General features: G+C 69.2%; 16 protein-coding genes. 7 read left to right on the plus strand and 9 right to left on the minus strand.

Annotated elements, in window-relative coordinates; all coding sequences use genetic code 11:
- Nucleotides 1-50: 50 nt before the first annotated feature.
- Nucleotides 51-1487, minus strand: coding sequence for a CCA tRNA nucleotidyltransferase (locus PIJ49_RS03745; RefSeq protein ID WP_271825891.1), 1437 nt, complete (start codon nt 1485-1487; stop codon nt 51-53).
- Between the two features lie 123 nt (nt 1488-1610).
- On the opposite strand from PIJ49_RS03745, the gene PIJ49_RS03750 reads away from it, so the two are divergent.
- The 6 genes from PIJ49_RS03750 to PIJ49_RS03775 all read left to right on the plus strand — a co-directional run bounded on the left by PIJ49_RS03750 (nt 1611) and on the right by PIJ49_RS03775 (nt 10474).
- Nucleotides 1611-5786, plus strand: coding sequence for a DUF6049 family protein (locus tag PIJ49_RS03750; protein ID WP_271825892.1), 4176 nt, complete (start codon nt 1611-1613; stop codon nt 5784-5786).
- A gap of 149 nt (nt 5787-5935) precedes the next feature.
- The gene (trxB, locus tag PIJ49_RS03755) at nt 5936-6934 is read left to right on the plus strand and encodes a thioredoxin-disulfide reductase (RefSeq protein WP_271825893.1); all 999 of its coding nucleotides are present in this window, start codon (nt 5936-5938) and stop codon (nt 6932-6934) included.
- A 63-nt stretch (nt 6935-6997) separates the two neighbouring features.
- A complete protein-coding gene (trxA, locus tag PIJ49_RS03760; RefSeq protein WP_022832611.1) occupies nt 6998-7324 on the plus strand; it encodes a thioredoxin in 327 nt (108 codons plus the stop codon).
- A gap of 177 nt (nt 7325-7501) precedes the next feature.
- Complete coding sequence (locus tag PIJ49_RS03765; RefSeq protein ID WP_271825894.1) at nt 7502-8806, plus strand: aminotransferase-like domain-containing protein; 1305 nt, start codon at nt 7502-7504, stop codon at nt 8804-8806.
- 40 nt (nt 8807-8846) lie between these two features.
- On the plus strand, nt 8847-9809 hold the full coding sequence (locus tag PIJ49_RS03770) for a D-alanine--D-alanine ligase family protein (RefSeq protein ID WP_066657533.1): 963 nt from the start codon (nt 8847-8849) through the stop codon (nt 9807-9809).
- Between the two features lie 185 nt (nt 9810-9994).
- Complete coding sequence (locus tag PIJ49_RS03775) at nt 9995-10474, plus strand: YdcF family protein (RefSeq protein ID WP_271825895.1); 480 nt, start codon at nt 9995-9997, stop codon at nt 10472-10474.
- Nucleotides 10475-12278: 1804 nt separating this feature from the next.
- Here the strand turns inward: PIJ49_RS03775 and PIJ49_RS03780 are convergent.
- The 8 genes from PIJ49_RS03780 to rpmH all read right to left on the minus strand — a co-directional run bounded on the left by PIJ49_RS03780 (nt 12279) and on the right by rpmH (nt 17299).
- Nucleotides 12279-13256 carry a ParB/RepB/Spo0J family partition protein gene (locus tag PIJ49_RS03780; protein WP_271825896.1) on the minus strand — a complete coding sequence of 326 codons (978 nt, stop codon included), beginning with the start codon at nt 13254-13256 and terminating at the stop codon, nt 12279-12281.
- Entirely contained in the window at nt 13256-14149 is an 894-nt protein-coding gene (locus PIJ49_RS03785) for a ParA family protein (RefSeq protein WP_271825897.1), read from the minus strand. The genes PIJ49_RS03780 and PIJ49_RS03785 overlap by 1 nt, the downstream gene beginning before the upstream one ends.
- An 80-nt stretch (nt 14150-14229) precedes the next feature.
- Nucleotides 14230-14874 (minus strand): 16S rRNA (guanine(527)-N(7))-methyltransferase RsmG, encoded by a 645-nt coding sequence (rsmG, locus tag PIJ49_RS03790; RefSeq protein WP_251154397.1) that lies wholly within the window; start codon nt 14872-14874, stop codon nt 14230-14232.
- Nucleotides 14871-15374 carry a Jag family protein gene (locus PIJ49_RS03795; RefSeq protein ID WP_251154396.1) on the minus strand — a complete coding sequence of 168 codons (504 nt, stop codon included), beginning with the start codon at nt 15372-15374 and terminating at the stop codon, nt 14871-14873. Before PIJ49_RS03795 ends, rsmG begins: the two co-directional genes overlap by 4 nt.
- Nucleotides 15375-16337, minus strand: coding sequence for a membrane protein insertase YidC (gene yidC / locus PIJ49_RS03800; RefSeq protein WP_066658860.1), 963 nt, complete (start codon nt 16335-16337; stop codon nt 15375-15377). It lies immediately after the preceding gene.
- An 8-nt stretch (nt 16338-16345) separates the two neighbouring features.
- Entirely contained in the window at nt 16346-16741 is a 396-nt protein-coding gene (yidD, locus tag PIJ49_RS03805; protein WP_271825898.1) for a membrane protein insertion efficiency factor YidD, read from the minus strand.
- On the minus strand, nt 16738-17100 hold the full coding sequence (rnpA, locus tag PIJ49_RS03810; RefSeq protein WP_066657545.1) for a ribonuclease P protein component: 363 nt from the start codon (nt 17098-17100) through the stop codon (nt 16738-16740). Before rnpA ends, yidD begins: the two co-directional genes overlap by 4 nt.
- A gap of 61 nt (nt 17101-17161) precedes the next feature.
- Entirely contained in the window at nt 17162-17299 is a 138-nt protein-coding gene (rpmH, locus tag PIJ49_RS03815) for a 50S ribosomal protein L34 (protein WP_043595303.1), read from the minus strand.
- A 539-nt stretch (nt 17300-17838) separates the two neighbouring features.
- Between rpmH and dnaA the strand changes: the two genes are divergently transcribed.
- On the plus strand, nt 17839-19305 hold the full coding sequence (gene dnaA / locus PIJ49_RS03820; protein ID WP_066651121.1) for a chromosomal replication initiator protein DnaA: 1467 nt from the start codon (nt 17839-17841) through the stop codon (nt 19303-19305).
- Nucleotides 19306-19407 lie beyond the last annotated feature (102 nt).

The raw sequence follows: 19407 nt of genomic DNA on the forward strand, positions 1-19407 counted from the left end.
GCGCGCCACCGGTCGTGCAGAGCGGCCGGCGTCGTCAGGCGGTCGCGCCGTCAGGCGGTCGCGTCGCGCTCGGCCCACCAGGCGCGCAGGCGCTGCTCGGCCTCGTCGGCGCCGAGGGGACCCTCGTCCATGCGGACCTCGAGCAGGTGGCGGTACGCCTCGCCCACGGCACGCCCCGGCGGGATGCCGAGGATCCGCATGATGTCGTCGCCCGTCAGGTCCGGACGGATCGAGTCGAGTTCCTCCTGGTCGGCCAGCGCCGTGATGCGGTCCTCGAGGTCGTCGTACGCGAAGCCGAGCCGGTCGGCCTTCCGACGGTTCCGCGTCGTGACGTCCGAGCGGGTGAGCTCGTGCAGGCGCTCGAGCAGCGGGCCGGCGTCCCGGACGTAGCGGCGGACGGCGGAGTCGGTCCAGGCACCCTCGGTGTAGCCGAAGAACCGCAGGTGCAGCTCGATCAGTCGGGAGACGGCGGCGATGGTGTCGTTGTCGAACCGCAGTGCCCGCAGTCGCTTCTTCGCGAGCTTCGCGCCGACCAGGTCGTGGTGGTGGAAGCTGACGGCACCGCCGGGCTCGAGCTTGCGGGTGGCCGGCTTGCCGATGTCGTGCAGCAGGGCCGCGAGCCGGAGCACGGTGTCGGGGGCCTCGCCCGGGTGCCGCTCGGCCTCGTACCCGATGGCCTGGGACAGCACCGTCAGCGAGTGCTCGTACACGTCCTTGTGGTGGTGGTGCTCGTCGATCTCCAGCCGCATCGCGGGGAGCTCGGGCAGGAAGCGCTCGGCGAGCCCGGTGTCCACGAGCAGGCGGATGCCGGGGACCGGCTCGGACGTGTTCAGCAGCTTCACGAGCTCGTCACGCACCCGCTCGGCCGACACGATGTCGATCGAGTCGGCGAGGTCCGTCATCGCGGCACGCACCTCGTCGGACACCGTGAAGCCCAGCTGCGCGGTGAATCGTGCGGCGCGCATCATGCGCAGGGGGTCGTCGCGGAACGAGACGGGCGCCGCCTGCGGGGTGTGCAGGCGCCCGACGAGCAGGTCCTCGACCCCGCCGTGCACGTCGACGAGCTCACGCTGGGGGAGGCGGAGCGCCATGGCGTTCACCGTGAAGTCACGGCGGAGCAGGTCGTCCTCGATGGTGTCGCCGAACGCCACCTCGGGCTTGCGGGTCTCGCCGTCGTACACGTCGCTGCGGTATGTCGTGATCTCGACCTGCTCGCCGGCGACCCGGGCGGCGATGGTGCCGAACTGCCGACCGACGTCCCACGTCGCGCTCGCGATCGGCTCGACGATGCGCAGGACGTCGTCGGGGCGGGCGTCGGTCGTGAAGTCGAGGTCGGTGACGGCACGGCCGAGGAAGGCGTCGCGGACGGGGCCGCCGACCAGCGCCAGCTCGTGTCCGGCGTCGGCGAACGCCCGAGCGAGGACGGCGACGGGCTCGGTGGCTGCGAGTGCGTCGAGTCGTTCGACGGCCTGGGCAACGGACTGCATGACGGACCTCATCCTCCCAGATCGGTGCGCCGAGTTCTCCACACGGCCCGCGCGCACGGGATCGTCCCCGTCCGCCCCTCGTACACTCGTGCTCGGCCGGAACCGACCCTCGGGCCCTCCTGTATGCACATCCTCCGCTCCACGCTCGCCGCCGCTGCCACGGCCCTCGTCGCCGTCGGCCTCGTCGTCACGCCCGCAGGTCCGGACCCGGCGCACGCCGCCTCGGTCGACCGCACCACGACGCGCACCGCTGCTCCGGCCGCAGCCGACCAGGGGAAGACCACCGTGTCGATCGCCCCGGCCGACCGCGGGATCGTCCGACGGGACGAGGACCTCCAGGTCACGGTCACGGTGACGAACGACACCGACACGGACGTCCCCGCCGGGTCGGTCGAGCTCGACATCTTCCGCTCCGAGAGCACGCGCGACGTCCTCTCCGACTGGCTCTCCGACACCACCACGACCGGTTACCTCGGCGCCCCGATGGACTCGGCGGACGTCCCGGTCGTCCCGGCGCACCGCTCGGTGACCCAGACGGTGACCATCGTGCCGGGCAACGTCGCACTCGGCGGCTACTCGTCCTTCGGCGCCCGACGCATCGCGGCCGAGTACACCGCGGGCGACACCTTCGCCGTCGCCCGGTCCGCCATCACCTGGTACCCGGACTTCCAGCAGACCCCCGTCGGTGTCTCGGTCGCGATGCCGATCACCCTGCCGAGCACGGCCGACGGCGTGATCGGTGCCAACGACCTCGCGGCGGCGACCGCGGTGGACGGCACCCTCACCCAGCAGCTCGACGCCGCCGTGGACCACAACGTGGCCGTCGGCGTCGACCCGAGGATCATCGCCTCGATCCGGCTGCGCGGCGAGAACGCCCCGTCGAGTGCGCGCAACTGGCTCGACCGGCTCGAGGGGCTCCGGAACGAGACCTTCGCGCTGTCGTACGCCGACGCCGACGTCACGGGGCTGCGCCAGGCCGGCGCGGACGGGATCCCGGGCGTGATCTCGCTCGACCAGGAGGTCGAGGAGCGGAACTTCCCCGGTGCCAGCACGCCGACCCCGACCCCGACGGCCACCGGGACGCCGACGGCCTCGGCCAGCGCGGGTGCCCCCGTCGACGAGACCCCGGACGCGACACCGACCCCCTCGGACGACGTGACCGCCGGCACCCAGGACGGCACAGGTCAGGACGGCTCGGGGCAGGACGACACCGACGGCACGACCACGACGCTGCCGACCACCGCCAGCCTGCTGGACTTCCCGTACGCACTCGACGACGTCGCGTGGCCGGTCGAGAACACCGTGGCCACCGACGACCTGCCCGCACTCGCGAAGGCCGGCACCGAGACGACGATCATCGCGAGCGGCAACACCTCCGCCGGCCCGGACACCACCGTCTCCGCCGCCGAGCGCATCGGCGACCAGAAGGTCCTCGTCGCCGACCAGGGCATGTCGGCCCTGCTGCGGGACGCCGCCGACGCCACCGACCAGCGCGCCTACGACGCGGCCGTGGCGGAGCTCACCGCGACCCTGGCGACGGCGGCGCGTGCCGGTACCGCCCAGAGCCCCGTGCTCCTGACCCTCGGCCGCAGCTGGCCGACCGAGACCGGTCGGCTGAGCGCTGTGCTCGACTCGCTCGAGGACACCCCGTGGGTGTCTCCCTCGGACCTGTCGACCGCGGCGAAGGCGACCGCCGGATCGCTCACCCTGGCGCCGGCCGACGACGGCGACGCCCGCCTCGACCGCCTGCGGACCCTGGTGGACAGCGAGCGCGAGCTCGTCGCCTTCGCATCGGCCGTCGACGACCCCGCGACCGTCACCGCCCCCGCGCGGCTCCGGCTGCTCGCCCTGGCGTCGAACGCCTGGCGGGACGAATCCGACGCCCTCACCACCGCCGTCGACCGGCAGGCCCGGTCCTGGACGCAGACCACCGACCAGGTGAGCATCCCCGACTCCAGCTCGCTGACGCTGCTCGGGGACCGATCGTCGCTGCCCGTGTCGGTCCGCAACCGGACGGACTACCCGGTCACCGTGCGCCTCAAGGTCCAGCCGTCGAGCTCGGCGCTGCAGGTCGTGCGGAACGACATCGAGGTGAAGCTCCAGCCGCAGTCCTCCGCCCGCACGACCATCCCGGTCCGGTCGGTCGCGAACGGCACGGTCAACCTGACGATGTCCCTGACCACGCCGACCGGGGTCACCGTGTCGCAGCCCACCACGGTCGAGCTCAACGTGCAGGCGCAGTGGGAGACCGTGATCACCGCGGTGGCCGCGATCGGCCTCGTCGCGATCTTCGGCTTCGGGATCTTCCGCAGCATCCGGAAGCGCATCCGCCGCCGCAACGGCGAGCTCGACGACGAGGACGACGACGACCCGAACCGTCCGCTCGCGGTCCAGCCCGACGCCCCCGGCGCCCCTGCCCGATCGGGAGGCTCGTCCCACGTCGCACAGGCAGCACCCGCCGCCGCCGTGGTCGGCACCACTGCCGCGTCCGGTCCCGCGCGCGTCGCACCGCAGCAGGCCGGTGCGCGCCCTGCGGACGCGACGGTGCGCGACGGCGGCGAGCCGCGCCTCCAGGCCGGCCGTCCGGACCAGGACGACACCACGCCAGATCCCGAGGAGCCGACCATCAGCACGCAGCAGCAACCCGCCGTCGACGCGGAGCCCGCGGCCGAACGGAACCTCGGTCGGGCGAGCGCGATGCTCGCGGCGGGCACGATGCTCTCGCGGGTCCTCGGCTTCGGCAAGACGTTCGTGCTCGCCTACGCGATCGGTCAGGCGAAGTCGCCCGGCGCCGACGCGTTCGCGCTCGCGAACCAGCTGCCGAACAACATCTACGCGCTCATCGCCGGTGGTCTGCTCTCCGCGGTGCTCATCCCGCAGATCGTCCGGTCGATGCGAGAGAGCAGCGACGGCGGTACGGCCTACGTCAACAAGATCGTCACGCTCGGCGCGACGGTGTTCGTGGTGATCACCATCGTCGCGACGGTCCTCGCGCCGTTCCTCGTGTTCGTCTACAGCCAGCAGGCGACCGGGGACGGCAAGGGCTTCACGCCGGCACAGACCGACCTGGCCGTGGCGTTCGCCTTCTGGTGCCTCCCGCAGATCCTCTTCTACGCGCTGTACTCGCTCCTCGGTGAGGTCCTCAACGCCAAGCAGGTCTTCGGCCCCTTCACGTGGGCACCGCTCATCAACAACGTCATCGCCATCGCCGGTCTCGTCGTCTTCATCGCGATGTTCGGCGGTCAGGACGTCAACTCCTCGGTCGACGGCTGGACACCGCTGAAGATCGCGGTGCTCGCGGGGAGTGCCTCGCTCGGCGTCTTCGCGCAGGCCGCGTTCCTGCCGTTCTTCTGGCGGCGCGCCGGCCTGTCGTTCCGCCCGGACTTCCGCTGGCGCGGTGTGGGCCTGAAGGCGACGGGCACGGCGGCCGGCTGGCTGTTCGCGATGATCCTCGTGACGCAGCTGGCGGGCATCGTGCAGTCGCGCGTCGCGTCGCTCGGTACGGGCGCCGCAGGCAACGCGGTGCTGCAGAACGCGTGGCTGCTGTTCATGCTGCCGCACTCGATCTTCGCGGTGTCGATCGCGACGGCGTACTTCACGCGGATGAGCCACGACGCCGGCCGCGGCGACCTCGACGCCGTCCGGCGCAACCTGTCGCTGTCCCTGCGGATCGTCGGACTGTTCACGGTGTTCGCGTCGGTGGCGCTGATCGTCGTCTCCGTGCCGTTCGGTCGCATGTTCGCCGGCACCTTCGAGCAGGCGCTCTCCATCGGCGCGGTGCTCCTCGCCTACATGCCCGGCCTGGTGCTGTTCAGCATGCTGTTCATCATCCAGCGCGTCTTCTGGGCGATGCACGACCACCGCACGCCGTTCCTCATGCAGTGCGTGCAGTCGGTGCTGTTCGTCATCGGAGCCCTGGCCGTCGCGACGTTCCCGCAGAGCATCGTCGGCGTCTCCATCGCGGCGTGCACGACGCTCGCCGGCACGGCGCAGACGATCATCGCGCTCGTGCTCGTCCGTCGTCGCCTGAACGGCATCGAGGGCCCCGTGGTCACCCGCTCCCACGTGCAGTTCGTCATCGCGGCACTCATCGCCGGCGTCGCCGGGGCGGCCGTCGTCACCGCCCTCGGGACCTTCTCGCCCGACGGCTTCGCCATGTCCGACCGGACGGGCGCGCTCGTCACCATCGCGCTGACCGGAGCCGTCATGGCGCTCGTGTACTTCGGCGCCCTGGTCGTGTCGAAGAACGGCGAGATCGCGAACGCGGTCGCGCTGCTCCGCAAGCGGCTCGGACGCTGACCGCCGATCGTCCGCACATCGGCTGTCCGCACACCGGCTGTCCGCACACCGGCTGTCCGCTCATCGGTTGTCCGCTCACCGGTGGGCCGGAATGTCCCGCCGCTACCATGTGTTGACCCGGTCAGCACTCAACGGAAGGGCAGCGAGGCATGCGCCAGCTCATCATCATCGGTTCCGGTCCCGCCGGGTTCACCGCCGGCATCTACGCCGCGCGCGCGGAGCTCAAGCCCCTGATCGTCGCGTCCAGCGTCGAGACCGGCGGCGAGCTCACCAAGACCACCGAGGTCGAGAACTTCCCGGGCTTCCCCGAGGGGATCCAGGGCCCGGACCTCATGATCAAGATGCAGGAACAGGCCGAGAAGTTCGGCGCCGAGGTCCTGTACGACGACGCGGTCTCGGTCGACCTGACCGGTGAGGTCAAGAAGGTCACCGTCGGGTCCGGCGAGACGTACGAGGCCCTCGCGGTCATCTACGCGACCGGATCGGCGTACCGCCACCTCGGTCTCGCCGACGAAGAGCGTCTGTCCGGCCACGGCGTCAGCTGGTGCGCCACGTGCGACGGGTTCTTCTTCCGGCAGAAGAACATCGCCGTCGTCGGCGGCGGCGACTCCGCGATGGAAGAAGCCACGTTCCTCACCCGGTTCGCCGACAAGGTGACGGTCATCCACCGCAAGGACAGCCTGCGCGCGTCGAAGATCATGCAGGACCGTGCGATGAACGACCCGAAGATCGAGTTCGCGTGGAACAAGGAGGTCACCGGCATCACGGGTGACTCCTCGGTCGAGGGCGTCACCCTCCGCGACACCGTCACCGGGGAGGAGTCCTCGCTCCAGCTCGACGGCCTGTTCATCGCGATCGGCAACGACCCGCGGACGCACCTCATCCACGGGCAGATCGACCTCGCACCCGAGGGCACGATCGCGGTCCAGGGCCGTTCGTCGAAGACCAACCTGCCCGGGGTCTTCGCCGCGGGCGACGTCATCGACCCGACCTACCGCCAGGCGATCACGGCAGCCGGTTCCGGTACCGTCGCCGCCCTCGACGCGGAGAAGTACCTCGCCGAACTCGACGACGCGCTGGTCGACCAGGCCGAGGGCGTCACGCCCGAGGGCCCGGCGATCATCGACGTCGAGGCCGCACGGGCCTGACCCAGTCCGGAATACCGCAGCGGCCCAACCGTTGCACCAACTGAACTTCTCGAAGGAGCACACATGTCCAACGCCAAGGCCGTCACCGACGCCACCTTCTCAGACGAGGTCCTCAAGTCCGACAAGACCATCCTCGTCGACTTCTGGGCCGAGTGGTGCGGCCCGTGTCGCGCCGTCTCCCCGATCCTCGACCAGATCGCCGCGGAGCACGCCGACAAGATCGAGATCGTCAAGCTCAACGTCGACGACAACCCGCAGTCGGCCATGAACTACCAGATCACGTCGATCCCGGCGATGAAGGTGTTCAAGGGCGGCGAGGTCGTCAAGACCGTCATCGGCGCCAAGCCGAAGCCGGCGCTCGAGGCCGATCTCGCCGAGTTCCTGGCGTAGTCCGACCAACAGACCGCGAACGGCCCCGCTCTCCTCGGAGGGCGGGGCCGTCGCCGTTCCCGGATGCCGGCTGCGCGCGCCAGGGCCACAGCTTCAGGATCGGCCCCCGCCTCCCACCGCGGATCCGGCAACGCATGTCGTAGTGTGGCGGGAATGTCCCACTGAACGGAGCACACGATGACGAACGGCAACAGCCTCGACCCCTGGTACGACTCCTACGCCCAGCGCACCGCCGGGCTGAGCGCCTCCGAGGTCCGAGCCCTGTTCGCCGTGGCATCGCGGCCCGAGGTGGTCTCCCTCGCCGGCGGCATGCCGTACGTCTCGGCGCTCCCGCGAGAGCTCGTCACGGGGTCCATCGACCGCGTGATGACCGAGGACGCCGCGATGGCGCTGCAGTACGGCGGTGGGCAGGGCCTGCGCTCCCTCCGTGAGCACATCGTCGACGTGATGAGCCTCGAGGGCATCCGTGCCAGCGCCGAGGACGTCGTGGTCACCACCGGCTCGCAGCACGCGCTCGACCTCGTCACGCGGCTCTTCATCGATCCGGGCGACGTCGTGCTCGCCGAGTCGCCGTCGTACGTCGGCGCCATCGGGGTCTTCCGCTCGTACCAGGCGGAGACCGTCCACGTGACCACCGACGAGCACGGCCTGGTCCCCGAAGCGCTGCGCGAGGCGATCGTGAATCTGCGCACGCAGGGCAAGCGGATCAAGTTCCTCTACACGATCCCGAACTTCCACAACCCGGCGGGTGTCACGATGAGCCGTGAGCGCCGCATCGAGGTCCTCGACATCTGCCGCTCGAACGGCATCCTCGTGCTCGAGGACAACCCGTACGGACTGCTCTGGTTCGACGAGCCCGCTCCGCAGGCGATCCGGTCGATCGACGACGAGGGCGTCGTGTACCTCGGGTCCTTCTCGAAGACCCTGGCTCCCGGCTTCCGTGTCGGCTGGGCCCTCGCCCCGCACGCCATCCGCGAGAAGCTCGTGCTCGCCAACGAGTCGGCCGTCCTCGCGCCGAACTCCTTCGGTCAGTACGTCGTCAACGCCTACCTGGACGCCGCAGACTGGAAGGGGCAGGTCGACACCTTCCGGGGCCTCTACGCGGAGCGCAGGGACGCGATGATGGCCGCCCTGGGGGAGTTCCTGCCGGACCTCACCTGGACGAAGCCGAACGGTGGGTTCTTCGTCTGGCTGACGCTGCCCGACGCCCTCGACTCGAAGGGCATGCTGCCCCGTGCCGTGAAGGAACTCGTCGCGTACACACCGGGGACCGCCTTCTACGCCGACGGCCGTGGCGGCGGCAACATCCGCCTGTCCTTCTGCTACCCGACCCCCGATCAGATCCGGGTCGGCGTCAAGCGCCTGGCCACCGTCATCAACGACGAGCTCGAGCTCCTCGAGACCTTCGGACACACAACTCGTCCGAGCGCGGTGTCCAAGTCGCGCTCCACCGTCGTCGCGCCGCCGCCGAACGTGTCCTGATCAGCACTTTCATCGTTCGCTCTTCCCGGAGGACCCTCGCATGGCCGAGCTCACCCGTCGTCACGTCGTCGTCGTCGCGGGAGGGATCTCGCACGAACGAGACGTCTCCCTGCGGTCAGGGCGACGCGTCGCCGACTCACTGACCGGTTACGGCTGGACGGTCGACCTTCGCGATGCCGACGCGTCGCTCCTGCCCGCGCTGCGCGAGTCACGCCCGGATGTCGTCTGGCCGGCCCTGCACGGCGCGTCCGGCGAGGACGGCGCGCTGCGGGGCATCCTGGAGGCGCTGGACATCCCGTTCGTCGGCTCCCGTTCCACGTCAGCCCGGCTCGCATGGGACAAGCCCACCTCGTCCGCGCTCGTCGCGCGGGCCGGTGTGCGGACCCCTCGGTCGGTCACGTTGTCGCACGACGTCTTCCGCGAGCTCGGTGCCGTGGGCGTCCTCGACGCCATCGCCGCGGAACACCCGGTGCCGCTCGCCGTGAAGCCGGCACGAGGCGGGAGCGCACAGGGGGTCACGCTCGTCGAGGACGCACACGATCTCCCGCGTGCGATGGTCAGCGCGTACACCTACTGCGACGACGTCGTGGTCGAACAGCTCATCCGCGGCACCGAGGTCGCCGTCGGGATCATCGACACGGGTGACGGCCCGGTGGCGCTCTCGGCGGTCGAGATCGTCCCGAAGAGCGGGACGTACGGGTTCGAGGCGCGCTACAACGCGGGGGAGACGACCTTCTTCACGCCCGCCCGACTGTCGGGCGACTTCGCCTCCGCCGCCGCAGACGCAGCCGTGTCAGCGCACACGGCGCTCGGTCTCCGCCACATCTCGCGCGTCGACCTCATCATCGATGCGGCAGGGACGCCGTGGTTCCTCGAAGCCAACGTCCTCCCGGGTCTGACCGAGACCTCCCTCGTTCCGCAGGCGCTGAGTGCCTCCGGCTTCGACCTCGGTTGGACCTACGCGGAGCTCGCGGAACAGGCCATCCGGGACCACCGCAGCTGACCATGTCAGTACGACGCAGGGGCAGTGTTCCACGTGGAACACTGCCCCTTCTCGTTGTGGCCGTCCCGTTGGGCGCTGCCGCGATCGTCGGCGAGGTCGCTCATGCTGTGGCATCGATGACTGCGCGGCGCGCGCTCGGCACGATTCCGACTCGCACCGCAGGGAGGACAGCAGGCACCGGAGCGGTGACGGCCATCGTCGTCCTCGGTTTCGCGAATGCAGGCCCCGACCCGAACGCGGTGAACCGATGGCGCGCGCGTATCGCCGTGCGCACCGCGCGGCGGTACGAAGCAGCGGGTGACACCGCCATCATCGTGTGCTGCGGCGGAGCGGTGCGCGGGGCGTTCCCTGAGGCTGATCTGCTCGAGACTGCGGTGCGCCGGCTCGGGTGGACCGATGCGGTCAGGAAGGACCGCGACAGCGTTTCCACATGGGAGAACATCGCGAACGCGAGGCCGATGATCGACGCCGCAGACCGCGTCGTCATCTGCTCGAACGGACTCCACGCCGCGAAGGGGCGAACGTACCTCCGCCGCCAGGACGCGCACCTGGCGTCGAAACTGGCCCCAGCGCTGGACTATCGCGTCGGAGAGCTGCTCTGGGCGAAGCCGGTCTTCGCCGCCGTCGGTATCTGGAAGCTCCTCCGGACGCGCCGTTCCACGTGAAACACTCCGACGAGTGGTCGCCGGATGCACTGTCGCCCGTCGTGGGACGGTTGACGAGTACGTCTCCGGGGAGCGCGCCGAACCACGTGATACGGACGCGGTGAACAGAGCCGGCGTGCGTTCGTCATCTCCATCGGGAGAGGGGCGCGGAGGCCGATCATGCTCGCCAGCGCGGTAGGGCTACTGCATCGCCGGTTCCCAAGCGGAGATTGCGCCGATCGGTCCCTCTGCTACTGACCGGGTGCGGACAGCTCTCGCAGGACGGTCGTCGTCGAGGTGCACCGCGCCGCCGATTCTCCAACCTCAACCCTTCGTGCAGCCCCGAGCCTCGCATTGTTTCAGGAGCGGACTCAGGGCGCCTCCTGCACCACGGGCAAGCCGGTCGTGAATTGGTGCATCCGGCGCACAGGTGCCGCACATCGCTCCGGTCCTGGTTGACCCTGACGGTGGCCTCCGGGCGTCGCAGGATGCATCGGGTTCGCGCTCGCACCGCCGAACGGCTTGGCTCGAGCCTCACCTGAGCCGATGCCGTCGGTCGCAGCGATCCTCGTCCTCCTCGATGAACCTCCGCCAGCCCAGACACCGTATCCCGCGGCCCGGTTCACTTCGCGCGCGTCGCGGGCCGAGCGGGGGAGGGCGGCGCTGCAGAACGACAAGTGCGGACGAGTTCGAGTAGAGCGAGCCCCTTCCGACCCTGATGCAGCGCAGCCACGGGATGCGGGCCATCCGCACGACACCCTTCGCAGGTCGCCTCCCGTGGATGGTGCGGGCATCTGCATCCTCATCCCGGACGTCCCGCTACCGTCACCAGGCGGCGAGGTAGGCATCACCTGGCGCCGTCGAGGTCGTCGCACCACCGCCGACCGTCCGCGGCGCCCGACGGTACTGCCGACGGCCAGGGAGCCGTGCCGCCCGTAGCCGCAGACGGACCACTCGGGGTTGCACCTTGCGCACATCCGGGTTGGGCCGACCTACTCAGTTCGAAGTCCACAGCGCCCGCTCGCTCGTGCCGCCAGCATGAGGACGAACGATGCGCTGCCCGCTTACGGTGTGAGGTCGGGTCTCAGCACCAAGCCACGCGGCCGTCGTCCGCCCGAGGTCCGGCGCCGCCCCCGTTCCGGGATGTTCTGATCGAACGCCGTCACAAGCATCGACGCGCCGTCGCCGTCGCCGTTGCCAGGGAGGCCGAGCACCAAGCCGTTTCTGTCGCGCACGACCACTCGTTTGACGGGCGCACCGCTGGTACCGCGAACACGAGGATCGAGGTCGAGGTCGAGGTCGACGACCGACGCACTCGGAGGACAAGAGGGAGAGAGACCATGGAGCAGTGATGGTGCCAGCACGTCCGGTGGCCCGTCATCGCGTAGCGACCATGCGATCCGCGTACTGCCGCAGGCTCACCCCAGCTGCACTCCGCGAGCCGTACGCCGGCACAGGCTCCGATCGGTAGCACCGGAAGAACTCGGCGGCGTACGCAGCCTTCTCCAGCTCGCAGGGACCACCGGCAGGCAGGCACATCGTCACATCGTCGAGATGTGCAGGCCGCGTGCGCCCGAGCAGCCTCGCGAGACGAGACGGCTGACCCGAACAACCAGATCCAGACGTTTCACGTGGAACACTGCCTCAGACGGCCTTGGCGTACGCGCGAGCGCGGCTGTCGCCCTCGGCGCCTCGTCAACGCCGCCGTACGCCCCGCAGGCGACCGAACAGGTCCGTGCGGGGACTGGATGCCGGGGACGCACGGTACGCCCCGCACACGGCCACAGGGCGCCGTCCCTGCACCAACGACGGCCTCCGAGCGCGTCTAGCCGGCGATGTCGCTGATGCCCAGCTCGCCGAGGATGCGGTTGAGATCATCGCCATTCGCGAAGTCGATCGTCACCGAGCTCTTGCGAGCACCAACCGCGATCTTCACGCGTGTGTTCAACCGATCACCGATACGCTCGGCGAGGTCGTTGAAGTGCGCCTGTCGCTTCGTCGGCTCCGTCTTCGGCTTCACCGGCGTCTTCGCCGACAACTGCTGCGCGATCGCCTCTGCGGCCCGCACGGACAGGTCCTCGTTGACGATCTTCTCGGCGAGGTACTCCATCGCCTCCGCGTCCGGCGCCGCGAGGATGGCACGTGCGTGTCCCGCAGACAGCACCCCGGCAGCGACGCGGCGCTGAACAGGGGAGGGCAACCGGAGCAGACGGATCGTGTTCGTGATCTGCGGACGCGAACGACCGATACGCTGCGCGAGTTGCTCCTGCGTGATCCCGAAGTCCGCGAGCAGCTGCTGGTACGCCGACGCCTCTTCCAGCGGATTGAGCTGTGCACGATGCAGGTTCTCGAGCAGCGCATCCCGAAGCATGGCGTCATCAGGGGTGTCCTTGACGATCGCGGGAATGGTCGCGAGCCCGAGCTCCTTCGTGGCACGCAGACGACGCTCGCCCATGATGAGCTCGTACTGCGCCTCGGTGCCTGATGCGCCGGCGATCGGACGGACGACGATGGGCTGGAGCACACCGATCTCGCGGATCGAGTGGACGAGCTCCTGGAGCTCCTCCTCGCGGAACTCCTTGCGCGGCTGCTGTGCGTTCGGCACGACGTCGAGCAGATTGAGGTTCGCCAGACGTGCGCCGGGAACGGCGACGAGGTCCTCAGCGGTCGCACCGGCGGAGGGTGCCGAGGCCGGGGAGCCGCCCGTCGGGAAGAACACGTCGACGGGCCGGTCCTGCTGGTCCGACGCCGTCGGGATCAGGGCGCCGATGCCTCGTCCGAGTCCAGTTCGCTTGGGTGCCATCAGTCCTGCGCTCCTCGTGCTGCGATCTCGGCGGCTGCCTCGAGGTACGAGAGCGAGCCCGACGAGTTGACGTCGTACGACACGACGCTCTGTCCGTAACTCGGTGCTTCGCTGACGCGCACCGACCGGGGGATCACGGCCTTCAGCACCTGCTCGCCGAAGTGCTCACGGACATCCGCTGCAACCTGGTTGGACAGGTTCGTGCGTCCGTCGAACATCGTGAGCAGGATCGTCGACACCCGGAGGTTCGGGTTGAGGTGCCGTTCGATCAGCTCGATGTTCCGCAGGAGTTGGCTGAGGCCCTCGAGCGCGTAGTACTCGGTCTGGATCGGGATCAGCACCTCCTGCGCGGCGACGAATGCGTTGATCGTCAGGAGGCCGAGCGAAGGCGGGCAGTCGATGAAGACGTAGTGGTACGGCTCCTCGAGCGACGACAGGTACTGGTCGAGCGCCGTGCGCAACCGCTGCTCGCGCGCCACGAGGGAGACGAGTTCGATCTCCGCGCCCGCCAGGTGGATGGTCGCCGGGACACACCAGAGCGTCTCGGACTCTGGCGATCGTTGAACAGCATCGGCGATCGGCGCCTCGTCCACCATCACGTCGTAGACGCTGGTCACTTCGGCCTGGTGCTCGACCCCGAGCGCGGTCGAAGCATTGCCCTGCGGATCGAGGTCGATCACCAGGACACGGGCACCACCGTGCGCGAGGGCAGCCGCGAGGTTCACCGTGGTGGTCGTCTTCCCGACGCCACCCTTCTGGTTCGACACGGTGAACACGCGAGTCTTCGCGGGGAGCGGGAACTGCTGCGTGGCGATCGCTCGCCGCCGCCGGTTGAGGTCAGCGATCTCGCGAGCCAGGGGCGTCGACGAGTCGTAGTCGGTCGATGAACTCAACGAAGACCTCTTCCCCGGGTCAGTGTTCCACGTGGAACGTCGGGCTCTCTGGTCCAGCACAGCCGGACCCAGCCGCGGCGTCAGTCAACTGTAGCCCGGAAGACTCGCGTGGTCTCCTCGACCACACCGTCTCCGAGCTCGAGCACCTCGACATCGGCCAGGCGCTTCCGGAGGATCACCTTCCGAGCCTTCTCGATCTCTTCGTCGACCCGCGCACCCTTCATCAGGATGAGCTGACCACCCGACCGCACCAGCGGGACCGTGAGCGGGATGAGCTTCGACAGCGCACTCACCGCACGAGCCGTGACCTGGTCGACGACGACCGAGTCTGCGACGTCCTCGGCCCGCCCGCGGAGGACGGTGACGTTCCCCAGCCCGAGTCGCTCGGATTCGGCGTTCAGCCAGTCGCAGCGACGCTCCATCGGTTCGATGAGCGTGAAGGAGACGTCGGGACGGGCGATCGCGAGCACCAGGCCAGGCAGCCCTGCTCCGGAACCGACGTCCGCGACGCGACCATCGGCCTCCAGGAGCGGCGCGAGCAAGGCAGAGTTGAGGATGTGTCGCGTCCACAGGCGGGGGAGTTCGAGGGGGCCGATGAGGCCCAGTTCCTCGCCGCGACGAGCAAGCTCGGCCGTGAAGGACCGCGCGACCTCGATGCGGTCGCCGAACAGCTGCGCAGCGGCAGCCGGCTCCCGCTCGAGGACCGGCGTGACCTCGTCGGTCATCGCGTGACGACCGTGTGGCGGTCTCGTCCCTCGCCCTCGGACTCCGAGTGGAAGCCCTTCTCGGCAACCAGGTCGTGCACGAGCTTGCGCTCGTAGGACGACATCGGGGGGAGCGCCGCCGACGTCGAACCGCTCTCGATGCGCTCGACAGCGGTGTCGACCAGACGCTGGAGCTCCGTCGCTCGGGCGTCACGCGAGCCACCGACGTCCAGGATGAGGCGGCTGAACTCGCCGGTCTCGGCCTGCACGGCGATGCGGGTCAGCTCCTGCAGGGCCGACACCGTGTCCGGCTTCGAGAGCACCCGCAGCGCGCCGCCCTCGTCGCTCACGGACAGGTACACCCGTCCGCCACGCTCCTCGATCTCGATGTCCCCGTCGAGGTCGCAGATGTCGAGGAGTTCCTCGATGTAGTCCGCCGCGATGTCCGCTTCGTCGCGGACCTCGTCGGTCTCGGTCTCCGCCGCGGCGTCGACGGTGGGTGCGGTGTCCTGCTCGGTCACTTACTTCTTCCCGTTCTTCTTGGAGCGGTTCTTGCCGACGGGCTGCTGACGCTGCGTGGTCACGCGGACGGGCTCGACCTCGACCGCGGTGGAGCCAGCGCCGGCCTCGGCGAGCACCGGGGTGCCGCGACGCTGGGCCTTCTTGGCCAGGCGGGCCTCACGGGCGAGTGCGGCCTCGGAACCCGGGGTCGGCATGCTGCGGATGACGAAGTACTGCTGCGCCATCGTCCAGATGTTGGAGGCCAGCCAGTAGAACATGACGCCGAGGGGGAAGCTCAGACCCGAGATCACGAACACCAGCGGGAGGATGTACAGCATCATCTTCTGCTGGCGGTACATCGGCGACGCCTTGGTCTCCGGCGACATGTTCTTCGCCACGAGCTGCAGCTGGGTGACGAACTGCGATGCGGTCATCACGACGATCATGAAGCCCGCGATGACCCGGACCTCCCACCCGGAGGCGTTCGTGAAGGTCTCGTGCAGGGGAGCGCCGAACAGGGCCGCGTTGCCGAAGTCCTGCGCCAGGGTGTTCGTGAGCAGACCGATGCCGGTCTTGTTGATCTGCGCCTCGTGCAGCACCGAGTACAGCGAGAAGAAGATCGGCATCTGGATGAGCAGCGGCAGGCAGGAGCTCAGCGGGTTCGTCCCGGTCTCCTTGTAGAGGGCCATGGTCTCGCGGCTCATGGCCTCACGCGAGAACTGGTCCTTCTTGCCCTTGTACTTGTCCTGGATCTTCTTCAGCTGCGGCGCCACCTCGAGCATGCGTCGCTGCGACTTGATCTGCCGGACGAAGATCGGGATGAGCGCGGCCCGCACCACGAAAGTGAGGAAGATGATCGACAGCACCCAGGTGATGCCGGCCGACGGGTCCATGCCGATCGACTCGAAGATCCAGTGGAAGGCCACGAGGATCGCCGAGACCACCCACTTCAGTGGCCAGAGGATCGTTCCGATGAAGTCCATGAGGACGGTCACGCCTTTCGAGTGCGCTGGGGGAGCAGGACCGGACGACGGGCATCGCCGGACGGCTGGGGGTGCAGCTGGGACGGGGGGAGCACGAACCCGAACCGGGTCAGGCGGTAGGGACGGCGGCGGTCACGCACGTCGTCGATCCCGCCTGCGGCCCACGGGGTGCACCGCGCGATCCGCCAGGCCCCCATCGCCGACCCGCGCACGACGCCGTACTGCTGGATGGCCTCGAGCGCGTACCGTGAGCACGACGGGTGGTAGCGGCAGACGTTCCCGTACAGGGGAGAGATGACCGCGCGGTAGGCGCGCAGCACGACGACGCACACGTTGCGCGGGAGCAACGCGACGACCCAGGCCAGTCGGTTCAACGCCAGCCGGGTCCACTGGATGCGGTTCATGCTGCCTTCTCCACCCCGCGCGCGAAGGAGCGCGAGACGTCTCCGAGCAGGCTAGGCCATCCGGCCTGCGCCGCGGCTGGCAAGGCCCTGATGACCACGTCGTGGCCGGTCGGCACCTCGGTCAGCAGATCGTGGGCGATCGCCTTGAACCGACGTCGCACCGTGTTGCGGGTGACGGCGTTGCCGACCGTCTTCGCGACGATGAACCCGAAGCGGGTCGGGTCGTCCGGACCGGGCTCGGCCCCGACGGGTCGACGGACCACGGATACGACGACGTGCGCCGTGGCGCTCCTGCGACCACGACGCACGACGGACCGGTAGTCCTCACCGCGGACGATGCGGTTGGCGCGGGCCAACACGATCGCTACCGGGTTCCGATTCGGGACCGGATCAGGCGCTGCCCCGAGGGGCGCAGCCCGATCAGGCGCTGAGCTCGGTGCGGCCCTTGCCGCGGCGCGCGGCCAGGATGGCGCGGCCGGCACGGGTGCGCATGCGGGCGCGGAAGCCGTGCTTCTTGGCGCGACGACGGTTGTTCGGCTGGAAGGTGCGCTTGCTCATGATGATCTCCACACGGCTGCGCTCGAGGACGGGCTCAGCGCGAGCCGACACGTATGTCTGGACAGCCGCTCGACGAGGCCGAACGACACGATGGGCGCGACCAGGTGGCCGCAGTCAACTGGTTAACGGTACGTGACAGCGGCGGTGAGGTCAAACGGCGACGACGGGCGCCCTCGTCCGAGGTGAGCGCACGATCATCATCCACATTGGGGAAAACGTGCGTTCGGTACGACTCGGTCGGACCCTTTACAGTGGTGTGATCGATCGGCCCGTTCCGCGGAGCGACGGGGGAGTCACCTCACCGTCCGCAGCCGGGCCACCGTGGACAGGACTGTGGACAACCCTGTGGATCACCGCCACGGCGTGACGGCGGTCCGGCCCGTGGATCGGCCGCGCCGGACACCACTCGCGGAGCGGCACCGACCCGGCGCGCCGGAGTCCCGCCGTTCCGGGCACCGAGCACCGAGCACCGAGCACCACGGCACGGGACCGGCGCCACGACACCAGCACACCGACACCAGACCAGGAGACCAGCGCGAATGACGATGCCGGCCGACCCCGTCGAGGACCTCTGGTCCTCCGTCCTGGGCCTCCTCTCCGAGGACGACCGCATCACCCCGCAGCTGCACGGCTTCCTCAACCTGGTCGAACCGAAGGGCGTGCTCGCCGGCACCCTCTACCTCGAGGTCCCCAACGACCTGACACGGGGCATGCTCGAGCAGCGGATCCGCGTCCCGATCACCGAGGCCGTGTCGCGGGTCGGTGACGACTCGGTCGCGAACTTCGCCATCACGGTGAACCCGGACATGGCGTCGGAACCGCGGGTCGAGGCGGTCGTCCCGAGCCACGTCCCCGAGTACGCGGAGCCGGTGCAGGCGCCGGTGGAGCAGAGCGCGGCACCCCGCCAGTACATCGAGGCACCGTTCGTCCCGAGCCAGATCGACTCCCCGGGCACCGGTGGTCGCCCCGAGTCGCGACTCAACCCGAAGTACAACTTCGACAACTTCGTCATCGGCTCGTCGAACCGCTTCGCCCACGCCGCCGCGGTCGCGGTCGCCGAAGCTCCGGCCAAGGCGTACAACCCGCTCTTCATCTACGGCGACTCCGGTCTCGGCAAGACGCACCTCCTCCACGCGATCGGCCACTACGCCGAGAGCCTCTACCCGGGCATCCGTGTCCGGTACGTGTCGAGCGAGGAGTTCACCAACGACTTCATCAACTCGATCGCGAACAACCGGTCGAACCAGTTCCAGCAGCGCTACCGCGACATCGACATCCTGCTGATCGACGACATCCAGTTCCTGCAGGGGAAGGACTCCACGCAGGAGGCCTTCTTCCACACGTTCAACACGCTGCACGACCACAACAAGCAGGTCGTGATCACGTCGGACGTCGCGCCGAAGCACCTGACCGGCTTCGAGGACCGGATGCGCTCGCGGTTCGAGTGGGGCCTCATCACGGACGTGCAGGCGCCGGACCTCGAGACGCGCATCGCGATCCTGCGCAAGAAGGCGCAGTCCGACCACCTGCAGGTCCCCGACGACATCCTCGAGTTCATGGCGTCGAAGGTCTCGAGCAACATCCGTGAGCTCGAGGGGACGCTCATCCGCGTCACGGCGTTCGCGAGCCTGAACCGGACGGCCGTCGACATGGCCCTGGTGCAGACGGTCCTCAAGGACCTGATCACCCTCGACGACGACAACGTGATCGCGCCGACGGACATCATCAACCACACCGCGGAGTACTTCAAGCTCTCGGTCGACGACCTGTACGGCTCGTCCCGGTCGCAGGCGATCGCGACCGCGCGGCAGATCGCCATGTACCTGTGCCGTGAGATGACGAGCCTGTCGCTGCCGAAGATCGGGCAGCTGTTCGGCAACCGCGACCACACCACGGTCATGTACGCGAACAAGAAGATCACCGAGCTGATGAAGGAGCGACGGTCGATCTACAACCAGGTCACCGAGCTGACGAGCCGCATCAAGCAGGACCGCCGCTACCGCTGACGCGGACGCGAGCAGGACGCGGACGCGAGCAGCTGACGGACGGGAGGCACGGTGCGACACGGCACCGTGCCTCCCGTCCGTCGTCTCCCCTCGACCCGACAT

The organism is Curtobacterium uvaldense (genome assembly GCF_028307415.1).
Classification (GTDB): Bacteria; Actinomycetota; Actinomycetes; order Actinomycetales; family Microbacteriaceae; genus Curtobacterium.

Bases quoted from the DNA above. Each gene is read 5' to 3' on its own strand.
- PIJ49_RS03745 (WP_271825891.1), bottom strand. From the start codon at position 1,487: ATGCAGTCCGTTGCCCAGGCCGTCGAACGACTCGACGCACTCGCAGCC.
- PIJ49_RS03750 (WP_271825892.1), top strand. From the start codon at position 1,611: ATGCACATCCTCCGCTCCACGCTCGCCGCCGCTGCCACGGCCCTCGTC.
- trxB (WP_271825893.1), top strand. From the start codon at position 5,936: ATGCGCCAGCTCATCATCATCGGTTCCGGTCCCGCCGGGTTCACCGCC.
- trxA (WP_022832611.1), top strand. From the start codon at position 6,998: ATGTCCAACGCCAAGGCCGTCACCGACGCCACCTTCTCAGACGAGGTC.
- PIJ49_RS03765 (WP_271825894.1), top strand. From the start codon at position 7,502: ATGACGAACGGCAACAGCCTCGACCCCTGGTACGACTCCTACGCCCAG.
- PIJ49_RS03770 (WP_066657533.1), top strand. From the start codon at position 8,847: ATGGCCGAGCTCACCCGTCGTCACGTCGTCGTCGTCGCGGGAGGGATC.
- PIJ49_RS03780 (WP_271825896.1), bottom strand. From the start codon at position 13,256: ATGGCACCCAAGCGAACTGGACTCGGACGAGGCATCGGCGCCCTGATC.
- rsmG (WP_251154397.1), bottom strand. From the start codon at position 14,874: ATGACCGACGAGGTCACGCCGGTCCTCGAGCGGGAGCCGGCTGCCGCT.
- yidC (WP_066658860.1), bottom strand. From the start codon at position 16,337: ATGGACTTCATCGGAACGATCCTCTGGCCACTGAAGTGGGTGGTCTCG.
- yidD (WP_271825898.1), bottom strand. From the start codon at position 16,741: ATGAACCGCATCCAGTGGACCCGGCTGGCGTTGAACCGACTGGCCTGG.
- rpmH (WP_043595303.1), bottom strand. From the start codon at position 17,299: ATGAGCAAGCGCACCTTCCAGCCGAACAACCGTCGTCGCGCCAAGAAG.
- dnaA (WP_066651121.1), top strand. From the start codon at position 17,839: ATGACGATGCCGGCCGACCCCGTCGAGGACCTCTGGTCCTCCGTCCTG.